The sequence below is a fragment of the Variovorax boronicumulans genome (genome assembly GCF_030812215.1).
GTDB lineage: Bacteria > Pseudomonadota > Gammaproteobacteria > Burkholderiales > Burkholderiaceae_C > Variovorax > Variovorax boronicumulans_C.
The window spans coordinates 294,640-311,962 of record NZ_JAUSSG010000004.1; the positions used below are offsets into that span (position 1 = coordinate 294,640).

The window sequence follows — 17,323 nt, forward strand, 5'->3', positions numbered from 1 at the left end:
ATTCGTTGACGCCTTCACCGAGGAGCGACGATGAAAAATGATGGAGACAAGGGCGGCCACAGCCCGGTTCCGGTATCGGACCGTCAGACGTACGACCCGCCGGCATCGCAACGGATCACGCTCGTGCGCAGCACGCTGCATGCGGTGATCGCGGTCATCGCGCTCCTTGCGATCGGCACGTCGATTCCGCACTGGGGCGGCGACGAATTTCCCGTGATGAGCCTGGTGATCTATGTCGCGGGCATGGTGTTCATCGCGATGCCGCTGTGCCTTTGCTACGAGGCGCTGCTGAAGTCGTACACAGAACAGCAGCAGATGAGGGCCACCAGCCCCACCTGATCCAACCTAGCCCGCGTCGCCGCCACCCGGCGGAAACTGCTCTTTCTTCTCCGCCAGCTCGACGGCCCCGCCCGGCAGCAGGTTCGCACGATGGCTGCGCACCGCCGAGGCCACGATCGGCATCAGGTGCGTCGCCCCGCCTGCTTCAAGCGAGCGGATCAGTTGCATGCGCATGCTCGGCGCCCAGAACGATTTCAGGTGCGCCGCGATCGCGCCTGTCGACAGGTTCGCGTTGTCCGGTGACTGGGCCTGGAAGAAGCTGCCGATCTGGTTGGCCATCTTGACCAGTTGCGCCGTCGGATCGTGGTCGTGCATGCACTGCCTTTGAAGAGATGAAGTAGCTTGCCGGTCGCCGTTCGCGTCGGCTTCAGTGCGCGCGGCGTCCAGCCGATGTGAATTCCTGTCCGGCCGTCGTCACGCGACCAGGGTGGCTGTAGACCGCGAGGTCGTCCTTGCGCGCGAAGCCGACCAGCGTGAGCCGCGCGCGTTCCGCCGTGGCCACTGCGAACGAGGTCGGTGCCGACACGGCAGCGAGCAGCGGCACGCCCGCCATCGCGGTCTTCTGCACCATCTCGAAACTCGCGCGGCTGGTGACGGCGATGAAGCCGGTCAACGCATCGACGTCGTTGCTCGCGAGCGCGCCGATCAGCTTGTCGAGCGCGTTGTGGCGGCCCACGTCTTCGCGCAGCCACATCACCTCGCCCACGGCCGAACACCACGCTGCCGCGTGCACCGCGCCGGTGGCCTGCTGCAGCGTCTGCATCGACTGCAGTTGCGACATCGCGCGCGCGATGGCCTGGCGCTCCAGTGCCACGGCATCGCCGAGCACCGGCAGTTCGCGCGACACATGCGCAAGGCTCTCGGTGCCGCAGAGACCGCAGCCCGTGCGCCCGGCGATCGTGCGGCGCCGCTGCTTCAGGCGCGCGAACGCAGCGCTCGACACCTGGAGCCGCACCGTGATGCCGAGGTCCGATGGCGCAATGTCCACCGAATAGAGCTCGTGCGCCGCATCGAGGATGCCTTCGCTCAGCGAGAAACCGAGCGCGAAATCTTCCAGGTCCAGCGGCGTCGCGAGCATCACCGCGTGCGAGATGCCGTTGAACTCCAGCGCCACGGGCACTTCCTCGGCCACCCAGTCCTGCACCGCGTAGGCCTCGCCGCCGCGCACCCCGTGCACCGGCAGCAGCAGTGCGCCTTCGCAGAAGGTGTCTGCGCCTTCGGCGGCCGGCAGGGTGGCGATGTTCATGGCGATGGTTGTCCGCTCACTTGGCCGGGATCGTCTCGTTGCTGCGGTCCGCCGCCGATGCGGCGGTCGCCAGGTCGAGCTGCGTCTTGTTGAAGCGGCTGTACTCCTGCTGCCAGGTCGAGGGCTGCATCACCGGCATCACCTGCACCGCCGTCACCTTGTACTCGGGGCAGTTGGTGGCCCAGTCGGAGTTGTCGGTGGTGATCACGTTGGCGCCCGACTCGGGGAAGTGGAAGGTCGTGTAGACCACGCCCGGCTGCATGCGCTCGGACACCGTGGCGCGCAGCACCGTCTCGCCCGCACGGCTCTGGATGCCGACCCAGTCGTCGTCCTTCACACCGCGCTCCTCGGCATCGTGCGGATGGATCTCCAACCGGTCTTCGCCGTGCCACAGGTTGTTGTCGGTGCGGCGCGTCTGCGCGCCCACGTTGTACTGCGAGAGGATGCGCCCGGTCGTCAGGAGCAGCGGGAACTTGCGCGTGACCTTCTCGTCCGTCGCCACGTACTGCGTGACGATAAAGCGGCCCTTGCCGCGCACGAAGGCATCGATGTGCATCGTCGGCGTGCCATCGGGCGCGTCGTCGTTGCAGGGCCACTGGATGCTGCCCAGTTCTTCGAGCCGCTTGTAGCTCACGCCGTGGAAGGTCGGCGTCAGCGCGGCGATCTCGGCCATGATGTCCTCGGGGCTCTTGTAGTCCATCGGATAGCCCAGCGCCTGCGCGAGCTTCACCGTGATCTCCCAGTCGGCCAGGCCCGCCTTCGGCGGCATCACCTTGCGAACACGCGAGATGCGGCGCTCGGCATTGGTGAAGGTGCCGTCCTTCTCGAGGAACGACGAACCCGGCAGGAACACATGGGCGTACTTGGCGGTTTCGTTCAGGAACATGTCCTGCACCACCACGCACTCCATCGCCATCATGGCCGCGGCCACGTGCTGCGTGTTGGGGTCCGACTGCACGATGTCCTCGCCCTCGCAATACAGGCCCTTGAAGCCGCCGCCGATGGCGGAGTCGAACATGTTGGGAATGCGCAGGCCCGGCTCCGGATCGATGGTCACGCCCCAGGCCGCTTCGAACGAAGCGCGCGTGGTGCTGTCCGACACATGGCGGTAGCCCGGCAGCTCGTGCGGGAACGAGCCCATGTCGCACGCGCCCTGCACGTTGTTTTGGCCGCGCAGCGGGTTCACGCCCACGCCTTCGCGGCCGACGTTGCCGGTGGCCATGGCGAGGTTGGCAATGCCCATCACGGTGGTGGAGCCCTGGCTGTGCTCGGTCACGCCGAGGCCATAGAAGATCGCGCCGTTGGCGGCACTCGCGAACAGTCGGGCCGCTGCGCGCATCTCGGCGGCCGGCACGCCGGTGGCCTTCTCGGTGGCCTCGGGCGATTGCTCGGGCTGCGCGACGAAGTCCCGCCAGGCAGCGAACGAAGCGGTGTCGCAGCGCTCGGCGATGAAGGCATCGGCCGTGAGCCCCTCGGTCACGATGACGTGCGCGAGCGCGGTGACCACGGCCACGTTGGTGCCCGGCTTGAGCTGCAGGTGGTGCGAGGCCTTCACGTGCGGCGACTTCACGATGTCGATGCGGCGCGGGTCGATCACGATCAGCTTCGCGCCTTCGCGCAGGCGCTTCTTCATGCGCGAGGCGAACACCGGATGGCCGTCGGTCGGGTTGGCGCCGATCACCATGATCACGTCGGCCTTCTCCACCGACTTGAAGGTCTGCGTGCCGGCCGATTCGCCCAGCGTCTGCTTCAGGCCGTAGCCCGTGGGCGAGTGGCACACGCGGGCGCAGGTGTCGACGTTGTTGTTGCCGAAGGCCGCGCGAACGAGCTTCTGCACGAGGTAGGTTTCTTCATTCGTGCAGCGTGACGAGGTGATGCCGCCGATGGAGTCCTTGCCGTACTTGGCCTGCAGACGCTTGAACTCGCCGGCGGCGTAGTTGAGCGCGGTGTCCCAGCTCACTTCCTGCCACGGGTCGCTGATGTTCTTGCGGATCATCGGCTTGAGCATGCGGTCCTGGTGGGTCGCGTAGCCCCAGGCGAAGCGGCCCTTCACGCACGAATGGCCTTCGTTGGCCTTGCCGTCTTTCCACGGCGTCATGCGCACGACCTCATTGCCCTTCATCTCGGCCTTGAAGGCACAACCCACGCCGCAGTAGGCGCAGGTGGTGATGATGCTGTGCTCGGGCTGGCCGAGCCAGATGACCGACTTCTCCTGCAGCGTGGCCGTGGGGCAGGCTTCGACGCAGGCGCCGCAGCTCACGCATTCGGAGTCCATGAAGGCCTCGTCCTGGCCCGGCGACACGCGCGACTCGAAGCCGCGGCCGCTGATGGTCAGCGCGAAGGTACCCTGCGTTTCCTCGCAGGCGCGCACGCAGCGGTTGCACACGATGCACTTCGAAGGGTCGTAGGTGAAGTACGGGTTCGACTCGTCCTTCTGGTCCTTCAGGTGGTTGGCGCCGTCGAAGCCATAGCGCACGTTGCGCAGGCCCGTGACACCCGCCATGTCCTGCAGCTCGCAGTTGCCGTTGGCCGAGCAGGTGAGGCAATCGAGCGGATGGTCGGAGATGTAGAGCTCCATCACGCCCTTGCGCAGGTCCTGCAGCTTGGGCGTTTGCGTGCGCACCTTCATGCCGGATTCGGCCGGCGTGGTGCACGAGGCCGGAAAGCCCTTGCGCCCTTCGATCTCGACCAGGCACAGGCGGCACGATCCGAAAGGCTCCAGGCTGTCGGTGGCGCAGAGCTTGGGCACGTTGATGCCCGCATCCACCGCCGCGCGCATCAGCGAGGTGCCCGCGGGCACGGTGACTTCGTTGCCGTCGATCTCCAGCGTCACTTCACGCGTCGATTCGCGCTTGGGGGTGCCGTAGTCGATTTCTTTCAGATGGTCGAGCATGTGTTCTTGTCTCCTGCTGCTTGTGCGGTGCGATGCGTTGCGAGCGATGCGTTCAGGCAGCCTTGCGATCGGGGACCACGAGACCGAAGTCCTGTGGGAAATGGTCGAGTGCGGACAGCACCGGGAACGGCGTCATGCCGCCCATCGCGCACAGCGACCCGTGGACCATGGTGTTGCACAGGTCGCGCAGCAGGATGACGTGCTCCACGCGCTTGTTGTCCGCGCGGATCTTGTCGATCACCTCCACGCCGCGGGTCGAGCCGATGCGGCAGGGCGTGCACTTGCCGCACGACTCGATGGCGCAGAACTCCATTGCATAGCGCGCGAGCTTCGAGAGGTCGGCCGTGTCGTCGTGCACCACGATGCCGCCGTGGCCCACCGTGCCGCCGACGGCCGCGTAGGCCTCGTAGTCCAGCGGCAGGTCCCATTGCGATTCGGGCAGGTACGCGCCGAGCGGCCCGCCCACCTGCACCGCCTTGATCGGCCGGCCCGAGGCGGAGCCGCCGCCATAGTCGTACAGCAGCTCCCGCAGCGTGACGCCGAAAGCCTTCTCGACCAGCCCGCCGTGCTTGATGTTCCCGGCCAGCTGCATCGGCAGCGTGCCGCGCGAACGGCCCACGCCGAAGTCGCGGTAGTACGCGGCGCCGCGCGCGAGGATCAGCGGCACGCTCGCGAGCGTGATCACGTTGTTGATGAGCGTGGGCTGCCCGAAGAGCCCGGTGATGGCCGGCAGCGGCGGCTTGGCGCGCACGATGCCGCGCTTGCCTTCCAGGCTTTCGAGCAGCGCGGTTTCTTCGCCGCACACGTACGAGCCTGCGCCCTTGCGCACTTCGAGCCAGAAGGTCTGGCCCGAACCGAGGATGTTCTCGCCGAGGAAGCCGGCGGCTTCCGCCGCGCGGATCGCTTCGTTCATCGTCGCGATGGCATGCGGGTATTCGGAGCGGATGTAGACATAGCCCTTGGTCGCGCCGGTGGCGACGCCCGCGATGGTCATGCCCTCGATGAGCATGAGCGGATCGCCCTCCATCGTCATGCGGTCGGAGAAGGTGCCCGAGTCGCCTTCGTCGGCGTTGCAGACGATGTACTTCTGCGCGGCCGGCGTGGCCATCACCGTCTTCCACTTGATGCCGGCCGGGAACGCCGCGCCGCCACGGCCGCGCAGGCCCGAGTCGAGCACCTGCTGCACCACCTCTTCGGGCTTCAGGCCCAGCGCGCGGCGCAGGCCCGCATAGCCTTCGTGCGCTTCGTAGTCGGCAACGGACACCGGATCGGTGATGCCCATGCGTGCGAAAGTCAGGCGCTCCTGCTTCTTCAGGTAGGGGATCTCGTCGGTCAGGCCGAGCGACAGCGGATGCGTCTGCGCGCCTTCGGCAAAGCCGGCGTCGAACAGGTCGGCCACGTCGTCGATGGTCACCGGGCCGTAGGCCACGCGGCCCGCCGGCGTCGTCACCTCGACCATCGGCTCCAGCCAGAACAGGCCGCGCGAACCGTTGCGCACCATGCCGAACGAGATGCCTCGCACCGCCGCTTCCTGCGCGATGCGCTCGGCCACGCGTTCCGCGCCGACCGCCAGTGCGGCCGAATCGCGCGGCACATAGACAATGATGCCGGTCATGCGCACTCTCCGTACTGCGCCACCAGCGCATCGAACGAACGCGGCGTCATGCGCGCGTGCGGTTCTTCGTTGATCGTCATCGCGGGCGACGAGGCACAGAGGCCCAGGCAGAAGGCCGGCTCCAGCGTGAAGTTGCCGTCCTTCGAATGGCCGTGCGCACTGCAACTCAGGCGCAGTTCCGCATGGGCGAGCAGCGCATCGGCGCCCATCGACTGGCAGGCCTCGGCCCGGCAGATCTGGATCACGTGGCGCGCCGCGGGTGCGGAGCGAAAGTGGTGGTAGTAGGTGATGACGCCGTGCACTTCGGCGCGCGAGAGGTTCACGCCCTCGGCGATCGTCGTCACGGTGTGCGGCGGGATGTAGCCCAGCGCGTCCTGCACGTCGTGAAGGATCGGGAGCAGCGCCCCCGGCTCTTCCGCGCGCTCCTGCAGCACCTGGCGCACCGCGGCCAGTTCATCGGATTCGCTCATCGTGGCGTGTCGGCCCACTTCGTTCATGCGGCGCTCCTTACCGGGTTGTCATTCATCGTGGGTTCTTTGCTGTCCCGGCCTTTTCAGCCGACGACCGAAACCGCTCGCAGCCACTGCCGATTGCCCTGGGAAAACTGCGGTTTCCCGCCCTGGAGGCACTGTCGGGGAATACGAAGGCAAAGGCCTTGACTCAGGTCAATTTCCCGGAAACAAGGGGCTGCGCGCCGCGGGCCGCCAGCAGGTAGTCGCACCCTGCCGACCTGGGTCATTCCGTACAGACGAAAGGGGCCGAGCGCCTCGCGCATCGCCCCCCTGACGAGAAAGAAAAGAACGATGGAATCAGGACGGGATGCGGCTCTTCTCGATGTGCTTGCGGCGCATCGGGCGCAACACGAACCAGGCCATCAGCGCAGCCGCGGCATTGACCGCGCTCGCGACGATGAACACCGCATGCCAGCTGCCGGTGGATGCGGCGAGCACGCTGGAGAGCGGCACCAGCAGCGAGGCCGTGCCCTTGGCGGTGTAGAGCATGCCGGCGTTCGACGCGGCGTACTTGGAGCCGAAGGTGTCGGCACAGGTGGACGGGAACAGGCTGTAGATCTCGCCCCAGGCGAAGAACACCATGCCGGTCAGCAGCACGAAGAGGATCGGGTTCTGGCCGTAGTGGTACAGCGCCAGGATGCCGACCGCTTCGAGCGCGAAGGCAACGAACATCGTCTGCTCGCGGCCGATCTTGTCGGAGACCCAGCCGAAGAAGGGCCGCGTCAGGCCGTTGAGCACACGGTCGATGGCGAGGGCAAAGGTCAGCGCGGGCAGCACCAGGCCCATGATGTTGACCGGCACGTCCATGATCTTGAAGTCCTGCGCAATGGGCGCAAGCTGCGCGGTGGCCATCAGGCCGCCGGCCGCCACCATCACGAACATCGCGTACATCACCCAGAAGATGGGCGAGCGCAATACCTCCGACGGTGCGTAGTCGCGCTGCGACTGCTGGATGTTGCGGCTGTTGGACGCCTTCGCATGGTCGGGTGCGCGGGTCAGCAGCCAGGCCAGGGCAAAGACGATGACGCCCTGGCCGATCCCAAAATAGAGAAACGCAGACTCGTAGCCGCTGGTCTTGATCATCACGGAGATCGGGATGATCGTGAGGGCCGAGCCGGCGCCGAAGCCCGCGGCAGTCATGCCCGCTGCGAGCCCCCGGCGGTCGGGGAACCACTTGAGCGCATTGCCCACGCAGGTGCCGTACACCGCACCCGCGCCGATGCCGCCGACGGCAGCCGCGAAGTACAGCATCGGGAGCGACGCGGCGAACGAATTCATCACCCAGCCGAGGCCGCAGAGCACGCCGCCCACGAGCACCACGGGGCGTGGGCCGAAGCGGTCGACCAGGTAGCCCTCGATGGGCACGAGCCAGGTTTCGGTGAGCACGAAGATGGTGAAGGCGACCTGGATGGCGGCGCGGCTCCAGCCGTGCTTTTCAGCGATGGGGTTGACGAAGAGGGTCCAGCCGTACTGCAGGTTCGCAATCATCGCCATGCAGACGATGCCGATCAGCAACTGTCCCCATCGATACGCCTCGGATCTTTGAGCGGTGACCCCGTGGGTGGAATTTGATGGTGGATACATCGCGGGGTTGGAACCCGCAATCGTGGTGGTTGGCCGAGTCATGGAGTTGTCCTTAATGTTTTGATGAGTCCGACGGTCTCGGGAAAGACGACGCAATCAGTCGAGTGAAAAACGGAAATGAATCACTTGTTTTTGCGCGTGGATGACTGTCGGACTGCACGACTCAAAAACTCTTGACCGCAGTCAAGTTCACACGAATCGCGAGTTGTTGAGACCCCCGAGATATCCCTAGCAATCGAACATCTGCATGCGCTTGTGTTGCGTGGTTTTGTGCGCTGCTGTTCAGGGCGAGATCGCGGCGACGGTGGGCCCTCATCAGGGCGGTTGTTGATCGGCCGATCACCAGCAGCGTGCCCATGTGCGCAGGGCATCGGGTGCTCCCCGCAGCGAAATCAAGGAGGAGGCCGCAGGCCGGGGGACATTCGCGGAGGGGAGCACCCGGTGGCCTGTGCACACGCCCTGAACAACGGCGCACTTCGCGTCCCTACAGTCCACATTCATCGAGGAGAAAAATTGACCTAGGTCAAGAAACGCGAAATCAGCGTTTGCTCCTGTCTAGGGTAAACCCTAAAATTGCGGGTAATCCCTTCAGTCTTTTTGATTCAACTTTCCAGGAGCATTTCCATGAGCAACACCACCCTCGATTCCCGCGCGATCCGCGATGCATCGCCGTCCACCCGCAACGACGATGCGCTGCGCGATCTCGTCGCCGCCATGCCCATCGTGATCATGTACAAGGCCGCCCGCGCCGCACTCGTTCAGCACCGCAAGAGCATCCGCAGCGCACTGACCAACTGATCGTGCCCCGCCCCAAAGACAAAGAGCGCTTCATGCGCTCTTTTGTTTTTTCAGGGCGCCGGTTGCGGCTGTAGTTGCAGCGGTTTGAACGGCACGATCTGCGAGATCAGCGATGCACCGTCGCTCAGCAGAAAGTCCTTGAAGGCCTGCGCCACCGGCGGCAGGCGCTTGGTGCGGCGATGCACCACGTACCAGTTGAGCATCAGCGGAAAACCTTCCACGTCGAGCACGCTGAGGCTGCCCGACTTCAGCTCCTGGCTGATGGTGTGCGCGGAGACGAAGCTCACGCCCATGCCCGCGATCACCGCCTGCTTGATGGTCTCTGTGCTCCGGATCTCCATCGCGATGTTGATGTGCTCCAGCTCGCGGCCGAAGCCGTCTTCCATCGAGTGCCAGGTGTCCGACGCCTTCTCTCGCACCACGAAGGGTTCGCGCATCAGGCGCTTCAAGGGAATGCCCGGCACGCCGACGAGCGGATGCGTCGGCGGCGCGACGATCACGTAAGGGTGCGGTGCAAACGCCTGGTTCGAGGTGTCCAGATCGGTGGGCGGCCGCACCATGATCGCGAGGTCGGTGAGGTTCTCCGCGATGTGCGTGAGCAGCCCCTCGCGGTTGTGCACGGTGAAGTTCAGCGTCACGCCGCGGTGGCGGCTCGCAAACTCCACCAGGAGGCGCGGAAAGAAGTAGTCGCCCGCGCTGATGACCCCCACGTTGAGCTTGCCGCCCGAGACGCCCTTGAACTGCATCATCGCGTTCTCTGCCGCTTCGAACTGCTGGATGATCGCGCGGCTGATCTGCAGCAGCTCGGCGCCCGCGGGCGTGAGAAAGATCTTCTTGCCGAACTGCTCGAAGAGCACGTTGCCCGCATGCTCCTCGAGCTTGGCGACCTGCGTGGAAACGGCCGGCTGCGTGAGATGCAGCTCCTCGGCCGCGCGCGAAAAACTCAAGAGCCGTGCGACGGCCTCGAAGACCTTCAACTGGCGCAGGGTCGCATGCTTCATCGGGAAGAAAAGTGGAGCTGCAATCGAAGGGGCATCGTCGCGCGCGGGCCCTTCGCAGCCATCGGGCCTCAGCCCGGGATGCCCGGGATGCCCGGAATTCGTGCCACGTGCAACAGGTTCGTCGTGCCCGACAAGCCGAAGGGCAAGCCCGCCACCACCACCACGTCGTCGCCCGCTTTCGCGAAGCCTTCGGCCTGCGCGGTGCGGCAGGCGCAGTCGATCATCTCGGCCACGTCGTGCACATCGTCCACCAGCGCCGCATGCACGCCCCAGACCATCGCCATGCGGCGCGCCGCGGCCACGTCGGGGGTGAGGCTCAGGATCGGCACCGCGGGCCGCTCGCGAGCGGCGCGCAGGCTCGTGAAGCCCGAGGAGGTGTAGGTGACGGTGGCGGCCGGCGCAAGCAACGCGGCCACCTGGCGCATCGAGGCGCACACGGCATCGGCCGTGGTCGAGAGCGCCGCATCGTGCGTGGCGTCGATGCCGGTGCGGTACGAGGGGTCGGCCTCCACGCGCGCGACGATGCGGTCCATCATGCCGACCGCTTCGAGCGGGTACTTGCCCGAGGCCGATTCGGCCGAGAGCATCACCGCATCGACGCCGTCGTAGATGGCGGTCGCCACGTCGGACACTTCGGCGCGCGTGGGCACGGGCGCGGCGATCATCGATTCGAGCATCTGCGTGGCCACCACCACCGGCTTGCCGTGATGGCGGCAGGCGCGCACGATGCGGCGCTGCAGCTCGGGCACCTGCTCGGGCGGCAGCTCCACGCCGAGGTCGCCGCGCGCGACCATGATGCCGTCGGCCAGCGCGACGATGCCGTTCAGGTGCTCGATGGCCGCGGGCTTCTCCAGCTTGGCCATGATCCATGCGCGCTTGCCGATGATCTCGCGCGCCTCGGTGATGTCTTCGGGTCTTTGCACGAACGAGAGCGCCACCCAGTCCACACCCATCGAAAGGCCGAAGTCCAGGTCGTCGCGGTCCTTCGGCGTGAGCGGCGAAATCGGCAGCAGCACGCTCGGCACGTTGACGCCCTTGCGGTCGGAGATCGGCCCGCCGACGATGACAGTGGTCTCGGCAAAATCGGCACCGTGGCTCTCCACGCGCAGGCGCAGCTTGCCGTCGTCCAGCAGGAGGTCTGTGCCGGCCTGCAGCGCCGCGAAGATTTCCGGATGCGGCAGCGGCGCGCGGCGGTAGTCGCCGTTGGTCTTGGTGTCCATGTCGAGGCGAAAGCGCCGGCCTGCTTCCAACTGCGCGCGCCCGCCCTCGAAGGTGCCCAGCCTGAGCTTCGGGCCCTGCAGGTCGAGCAGCACGCCGATGGGCCGGCCGAACTCCTTCTCGAGCCGGCGGATGGCCTCCAGCCGGCGCGCATGGTCGTGCTGCGAGCCGTGGCTGAAGTTCAGGCGGAACACATCCACGCCACGCTCGAACAGCGCGCGAATGGCTTGCTCGTCGGGTGTGGCCGGGCCGAGCGTGGCGACGATCTTTGCGCTGCGTGTGCGTCTCATGGTGTGTTGTTCTTTCTCATGCCATTTCGCGAAGACGGACTTGCCCGCGCTGGTCTTCCATCGTGCGCGCAAGCAGCTTGACCAGCGTGTAGACGGTGTCGATGTGCGGCGTCGAGGTGTCGGTGAGCCGCGCCAGCTCGACCACCGCGCCCACCAGCGCATCGATCTCCGGCGCGCGGCCGGCTTCGACGTCCTGCAGCATCGAGGTCTTGTGCTTGCCGACTTTCTCGGCGCCCGCGATGCGCTTTTCCAGCGTCACGCGGAACTCGATGCCCAGCTTGTGCGCAACGGCCTGGGCCTCGCGCATCATCGCGGCGGCGAGGTCGCGCGACGGCGGGTACTGGCAGATGTCGACCAGCGTCGAATGCGAGAGGCTGCTGATCGGGTTGAAGGTGAGGTTGCCCCAGAGCTTGAGCCAGATCTCGGCGCGGATGTTGTCGAGCACCGGGGCCTTGAAACCCGCGCCGGTGAAACAGGCCGAGACGCGGTTCACGCGCTCGCTCGACGAGCCGTCGAGCTCGCCGACCGGGAAGCGATCGCCTTCGATGTGCTTCACCACGCCCGGCGCGATGAGCTCCGATGCGGGATACACCACGCACCCGATCACCCGCTCGGCCGGCACCTTCGCGCTCACCAGCCCCGTGGGGTCGACGCTGCGCACCGGCGTGCCCGCGAGCGCGCCGCCGTGGTTGTGGAAGTACCAGTACGGAATGCCGTTCTGCATCGTCACGACCACCGTCTCGGGGCCGAAGAGCTTGGGCACGTCGTTCGCCACGGCCTCGACCTGGTGCGCCTTCATCGCGAGGATGACGATGTCCTGCGGTCCGGCTTCGTCGTAGCTGTCGGTGGCCTTCACGTTGCGCGCGACCTGCTCCTCGCCTTCGGCCGAGACCAGCTTGAAGCCGTTCGCCTTGATGGCCGCGAGGTTCGCACCCCGCACGATGAACGTCACGTCCTCGCCGGCCAGCGCGAGTTTCGCGCCCACCAGGCCGCCGATGGCGCCTGCTCCGATGACTGCAATCTTCATGTCGATCCCCAGTAGTTTTGAATGCGTTGCGCGAGGCCGGTAATGCCTGGCTCGTCGTTTCAACCGAAGCGGTTGGAGAGCTTGCCGATGCCTTCGATGCCGATCTCGACCTGGCTGCCCGGCTTCATCGAGCCGACGCCCACCGAGGTGCCGCACAGGATCACGTCGCCGGGATGCAGCGTCATGTCCTGCGAGATCAGGCTGACCAGCTGCTGCACGGAGAAGCGCATGTCGCTGATCGGATAGTTCTGGCGCTCCTCGCCGTTGAGCACGGTGGTCACGACGAGCGTTGCGGGATCGAGGCCCGTGGCCACCACGGGGCCCATCGGGCAGAAGGTGTCGAAGCCCTTCGCGCGCACCCACTGGGCAAAGGATGCGTCGCGGTTGAGGATGTCCGCCACGGTCACGTCGTTGGCGCAGGTGTAGCCGAACACATGGTCGAGCGCATCGGCCTCGGCCACGGCGGTGGCGGTCTTGCCGATGACGATGCCCAGCTCGCCTTCGAACACCACCTTGCCCTCGCACAACGGTTTGCGGATCGCATCGCCGTGCGCCGCGAAGGAGTTGGGCGCCTTCAGCAGGTAGAGCGGCTCCGCGGGCACCGGCAGGCTCAGCTTCGCGCCGAGCGCGTGGAAGTTGTTCCACAGCGCGATCACCTTGGTCGGCTCGCTGGGCGTGAGCAGCTTCAGGCCCGCGAGCACGAACACGCGGCCCGTGGGCTCGGAGCGGCCGTACATGTCGCCCTGGTGCTCGTGCACCGCGTCGCCCTCGACGGTGCCGAAGGTGGCCTTGCCGGCGTCTTCGAAGCGAACCCACTGCTGTTTCTGCTGTTTCATTTGTTGTGTGCTTTCTTGAAATCTGCGAGCCGCCCGATGGATCGATGTGCGCGATCTGCGCGATCAGTCGAACGGGAGGTAGTCGGGAATCACGAGCGACGCGAGCAGCTTCCCCATCTCCGCCGGATTGCTCGTCACATGGATGCCGCACGCCTTCATCACCGCGAGCTTTTCCTGCGCGGTGCCGCGCCCGCCCGAGACGATGGCGCCCGCGTGGCCCATGCGCTTGCCGGGCGGTGCGGTGGCGCCGGCGATGAAGCCGACCACGGGCTTGCGCATGTGGTCCTTGATCCAGTGCGCGCAGAGCTCTTCCTCGTTGCCGCCGATCTCGCCGACCATGATCACGGCGTCGGTGCGCGGGTCGTCGTTGAACATCTTGAGCACGTCGATGTGCTTGAGTCCGCCCACCGGATCGCCGCCGATGCCCACCACCGTCGACTGCCCGATGCCGAAGCGCGCGAGCTGGCTCGCGGCCTCGTAGGTCAGCGTGCCCGAGCGCGACACCACGCCGATGCGCCCGCGCTGGTGGATGTGCCCCGGCATGATCCCGATCTTGATTTCGTCGGGCGTGATGAGCCCCGGGCAGTTCGGCCCGAGCAGCAGCGTCTTGCTGCCCTCCATGCGGTGGCGCGTGCGGATCATGTCGCGCACCGGAATGCCTTCGGTGATGCAGATGACCAGCTCCATGCCCGCATCGACCGCTTCGTCGATCGCGGCGGCCGCGAACGGCGGCGGCACGTAGATCACCGACACAGTCGCGCCGGTTTCCGCCTTCGCATCCTTCACCGTGCCGAAGACCGGAATGCCGTCGAACGACTTGCCCGCCTTGTTCGGGTTCACGCCCGCGACGAAGCACTTCTGGCCGTTGCCATAGTCGCGGCACATCGCGGTGTGGAACTGGCCGGTCTTGCCGGTGATGCCCTGCGTGATGACGCGGGTGTGCTTGTTGACGAGGATCGACATTTCAGTGGTTCCTCCGCCGCGCCGCAGCCACGGCCTGTTGGGCGGCATCCGCCATGTCGTCGGCCGCGATGACCGGCAGGCCCGATTGCGCGAGGATCGTCTTGCCCAGGCTCTCGTTGGTGCCCTTCATGCGCACGACCAACGGCACCGACAGCTCGACCTCGCGCGCGGCGGCGACGATGCCCCGCGCGATCACGTCGCACTTCATGATCCCGCCGAAGATGTTCACCAAAATCGCGCGCAGGTTCGGGTTGCGCAGCATCAGCTTGAAGGCCTGCGTGACCTTCTCTGGTGTCGCGCCGCCGCCCACGTCGAGAAAGTTGGCGGGCGAGCCGCCATAAAGCTTGATCACGTCCATCGTCGCCATCGCGAGGCCCGCGCCGTTGACGAGGCAGCCGATGTCGCCATCGAGCGCGATGTACGAGAGATCGAAACGCGAGGCCTCGAGCTCGGCCGGGTCTTCCTCGTCGAAGTCGCGCATCGCCACGATCTCCGGCTGGCGAAAGAGCGCGTTCGGATCGAAGTTGAACTTCGCGTCCAGCGCGATCACGCGGCCGTCGCGCGTCACGACCAGCGGGTTGATCTCGGCGAGCGACGCATCGCTCGCATCGAAGGCCTGGTAGAGGTTCTGCATCAGCGTGCGCGCCTGCATCACCGACTTGCCCGCAAGGCCGATGTTGCGCGCCACGATGTCGGCCTCGCTGCCCTTGAGGCCCGTCGAAGGATCGATGAGCACCTTGTGGATCTTGCCGGGCGTGCGTGCGGCCACCTCTTCGATGTCCATGCCGCCTTCGCTGGACGCCATCAGCGCGACGCGGCCCGTTTCGCGGTCGACCACCATGGCGAGGTACAGCTCCTTGTCGATCTCGATGCCCTCTTCGACCAACAGGCGCTTCACCACGCGGCCTTCGGGGCCGGTCTGGTGGGTCGTGAGGGTCATGCCGAGCATCTGGCTCGCGTGCCGGCGCACTTCGTCGACCGACCACGCGAGCTTCACGCCGCCGCCCTTGCCGCGGCCGCCGGCGTGGATCTGCGCCTTCACCACCCACGCGCGGCCGCCCAGGCGGGTGGCGGCGTCGGCGGCCTCATCGGCGGATGCGCAGGCGAATCCACGGGGCGTGGTGACGCCGTATTTGCGCAATACGTCCTTGCCCTGGTATTCGTGGATATTCATGGCAATTACGCGCCTATTTCCGCGCCGTGGCTTTCGGCCCAATTGAAATAACGCCGGCTTCCGAGGCCTTCGCTCAATTCGCGCTGCTGGTGAATTTCCTTCTTCTGCTCAATCACCTCGGCCAGCGATCTGGCGTCGTAGGCACGCAGCAGATGCGATTGGTGCGTGCAGAGGTAATGGCACACACGCTCGGGGCCGTCCTGACTCAGGCGCAGCAATTGGCAATAGGTTTCGCGGTCCCAATGCCAGCGCAGGCCCAGCTCGTGGAAGGCGGCGTTGTAGGCGTTGCGCTCCGTCTCGGAGCTCCAGTATTGGATGGGTGCATCATCGATCATCATGAAATTTCTCCTGGAAATTGAATGCCGGGCGACAAATGGATGACGGGTCGGCATGATCAAAATGTAGATTCGATGATCGATAAATAATAGTTAAACTATTTTATTGAATGCATTTGCCATGCGTTATATATGAATTGGCAAAAAGGAACGTGTTTATCCATTGCAAATGGCTTTCACCATTTGCAAAAAACACTTTATTTATCGATCGACCGGCGCGCTGTTAATTCAAATCACGCGCTCGGTGCGCAGCATGGCGATTTCGTCCACGCCATAGCCCAATTGCCGGAGCACTTCTTCGGTGTGCTCGCCCAGCAGGGGCGCCCGTGTCACCTCGGTCCGGCTGTCGGACATCTTGATGGGGTTGCCCACGGTCAGGTACTTGCCGCGCGTCGGGTGGTCCACCTCGACGATGGTCCCGGTCTCGCGCAGCGATTCGTCCGCGGCGATTTCCTTCATCGAGAGAATCGGGCCGCACGGAATGTCGTATTCGTTGAGGATGTCCATGGCCTCGAACTTGGTCTTGGTCATGGTCCATTGCTCGATGCGCGCGAAGATCGGCTTCAGGTGCAGCAAGCGCGCAGCCGGCGTGGCGTAGGCCTCGTCGGTGATCCAGCTCTCCTCGCCGATCACCTTGCACACAGCCGGCCACACCGCGCCCTGCGTGATGAAGTAGATGTACGCGTTCGGGTCGGTCTCCCAGCCCTTGCATTTCAGGATGGAGCCCGGCTGCCCGCCGCCCGATGCATTGCCCGCGCGCGGCACCGCGTCGCCGAACTTGCCGTCGGGGTACTGCGGGTACTCGTGCATGGTGCCGGTGCGCTCCAGGCGCTGCTGGTCGCGCATCTTCACGCGGCACAGGTTGAGCACCGCGTCCTGCATCGGCGCCAGCACCTGCTGGCCGCGCCCGGTGCTGTTGCGCTGGTAGAGCGCCGCGACGATGCCCAGCGCCAGGTGCAGCCCGGTGCCGCTGTCGCCGATCTGCGCGCCGGTGACGACGGGGGGGCCGTCCTCGAAGCCGGTGGTCGATGCGGCGCCGCCGGCGCACTGCGCCACGTTCTCGTAGACCTTGCAGTGCTCGTACTTGCCGGGGCCGAAGCCTTTCACCGACGCGACGATCATCCGCGGGTTGAGCTTCTGGATGTGCGCCCAGGTGATGCCCATGCGGTCGAGCGCGCCGGGCGCGAAGTTCTCCACCAGCACGTCGCAGGTCTTGATCAGCGTATCGAGAACCTGCTTGCCCTTGGGGTTCTTCGTGTCCAGCGTGATCGAGCGCTTGTTGTGGTTCAGCATCGTGAAGTAGAGGCTGTCCACACCGGGAATGTCGCGCAGCTGGCCGCGCGTGGCGTCGCCTTCGCCGGCGCGCTCGACCTTGATCACGTCGGCGCCGAACCAGGCCAGAAGCTGGGTGCAGGTGGGGCCCGACTGCACGTGGGTGAAGTCGAGGATGCGGACGCCTTCGAGTGCCTTGCTCATCGTGTTGTCTCCTGTC

The 17,323-nt window shown here is 65.9% G+C and carries 16 protein-coding genes; 2 read left to right on the top strand and 14 right to left on the bottom strand.

All coding sequences use genetic code 11. The features are described 5' to 3' along the window. Positions 1-30 precede the first annotated feature (30 nt). Complete coding sequence (locus J2W23_RS13335; RefSeq protein ID WP_176659107.1) at positions 31-339, top strand: hypothetical protein; 309 nt, start codon at positions 31-33, stop codon at positions 337-339. Between the two features lie 6 nt (positions 340-345). Here the strand turns inward: J2W23_RS13335 and J2W23_RS13340 are convergent, their stop codons facing one another. The 6 genes from J2W23_RS13340 to oxlT form a co-directional block, all read right to left on the bottom strand. After that, complete coding sequence (locus tag J2W23_RS13340; RefSeq protein WP_307649076.1) at positions 346-654, bottom strand: formate dehydrogenase subunit delta; 309 nt, start codon at positions 652-654, stop codon at positions 346-348. Positions 655-706: 52 nt separating this feature from the next. Next, entirely contained in the window at positions 707-1,585 is an 879-nt protein-coding gene (gene fdhD / locus J2W23_RS13345; protein ID WP_307649077.1) for a formate dehydrogenase accessory sulfurtransferase FdhD, read from the bottom strand. A gap of 16 nt (positions 1,586-1,601) precedes the next feature. Then, positions 1,602-4,478, bottom strand: coding sequence for a formate dehydrogenase subunit alpha (fdhF, locus tag J2W23_RS13350; RefSeq protein ID WP_307649078.1), 2,877 nt, complete (start codon positions 4,476-4,478; stop codon positions 1,602-1,604). Positions 4,479-4,530: 52 nt separating this feature from the next. After that, on the bottom strand, positions 4,531-6,093 hold the full coding sequence (locus J2W23_RS13355; RefSeq protein ID WP_307649079.1) for a formate dehydrogenase beta subunit: 1,563 nt from the start codon (positions 6,091-6,093) through the stop codon (positions 4,531-4,533). Beyond that, entirely contained in the window at positions 6,090-6,590 is a 501-nt protein-coding gene (locus tag J2W23_RS13360) for a formate dehydrogenase subunit gamma (RefSeq protein WP_373423930.1), read from the bottom strand. The genes J2W23_RS13355 and J2W23_RS13360 overlap by 4 nt, the downstream gene beginning before the upstream one ends. Before the next feature lie 312 nt (positions 6,591-6,902). Continuing rightward, positions 6,903-8,231: an oxalate/formate MFS antiporter gene (gene oxlT, locus J2W23_RS13365; RefSeq protein ID WP_218104606.1), complete on the bottom strand. Its 1,329-nt coding sequence runs from the start codon at positions 8,229-8,231 to the stop codon at positions 6,903-6,905. 582 nt (positions 8,232-8,813) lie between these two features. On the opposite strand from oxlT, the gene J2W23_RS13370 reads away from it, so the two are divergent. Then, complete coding sequence (locus J2W23_RS13370) at positions 8,814-8,987, top strand: hypothetical protein (RefSeq protein ID WP_307649080.1); 174 nt, start codon at positions 8,814-8,816, stop codon at positions 8,985-8,987. 50 nt (positions 8,988-9,037) lie between these two features. Here the strand turns inward: J2W23_RS13370 and J2W23_RS13375 are convergent, their stop codons facing one another. From J2W23_RS13375 to frc, 8 genes are all read right to left on the bottom strand, one after another. Next, on the bottom strand, positions 9,038-9,988 hold the full coding sequence (locus tag J2W23_RS13375; RefSeq protein WP_307649081.1) for a LysR family transcriptional regulator: 951 nt from the start codon (positions 9,986-9,988) through the stop codon (positions 9,038-9,040). A gap of 68 nt (positions 9,989-10,056) precedes the next feature. Continuing rightward, the gene (pyk, locus tag J2W23_RS13380; protein WP_307649082.1) at positions 10,057-11,496 is read right to left on the bottom strand and encodes a pyruvate kinase; all 1,440 of its coding nucleotides are present in this window, start codon (positions 11,494-11,496) and stop codon (positions 10,057-10,059) included. A gap of 16 nt (positions 11,497-11,512) precedes the next feature. Beyond that, positions 11,513-12,523: a 2-dehydropantoate 2-reductase gene (locus J2W23_RS13385; protein ID WP_307649083.1), complete on the bottom strand. Its 1,011-nt coding sequence runs from the start codon at positions 12,521-12,523 to the stop codon at positions 11,513-11,515. A gap of 59 nt (positions 12,524-12,582) precedes the next feature. Continuing rightward, a complete protein-coding gene (locus tag J2W23_RS13390) occupies positions 12,583-13,359 on the bottom strand; it encodes a fumarylacetoacetate hydrolase family protein (RefSeq protein WP_307649084.1) in 777 nt (258 codons plus the stop codon). 63 nt (positions 13,360-13,422) lie between these two features. Continuing rightward, a complete protein-coding gene (gene sucD, locus J2W23_RS13395) occupies positions 13,423-14,322 on the bottom strand; it encodes a succinate--CoA ligase subunit alpha (RefSeq protein WP_176659097.1) in 900 nt (299 codons plus the stop codon). Between the two features lies 1 nt (position 14,323). After that, positions 14,324-15,496, bottom strand: coding sequence for an ADP-forming succinate--CoA ligase subunit beta (gene sucC, locus J2W23_RS13400; RefSeq protein WP_307649085.1), 1,173 nt, complete (start codon positions 15,494-15,496; stop codon positions 14,324-14,326). 5 nt (positions 15,497-15,501) lie between these two features. Then, entirely contained in the window at positions 15,502-15,834 is a 333-nt protein-coding gene (locus J2W23_RS13405) for a hypothetical protein (protein ID WP_373423931.1), read from the bottom strand. A gap of 225 nt (positions 15,835-16,059) precedes the next feature. Further along, positions 16,060-17,307, bottom strand: coding sequence for a formyl-CoA transferase (gene frc / locus J2W23_RS13410; RefSeq protein ID WP_176659095.1), 1,248 nt, complete (start codon positions 17,305-17,307; stop codon positions 16,060-16,062). Positions 17,308-17,323: the final 16 nt, after the last annotated feature.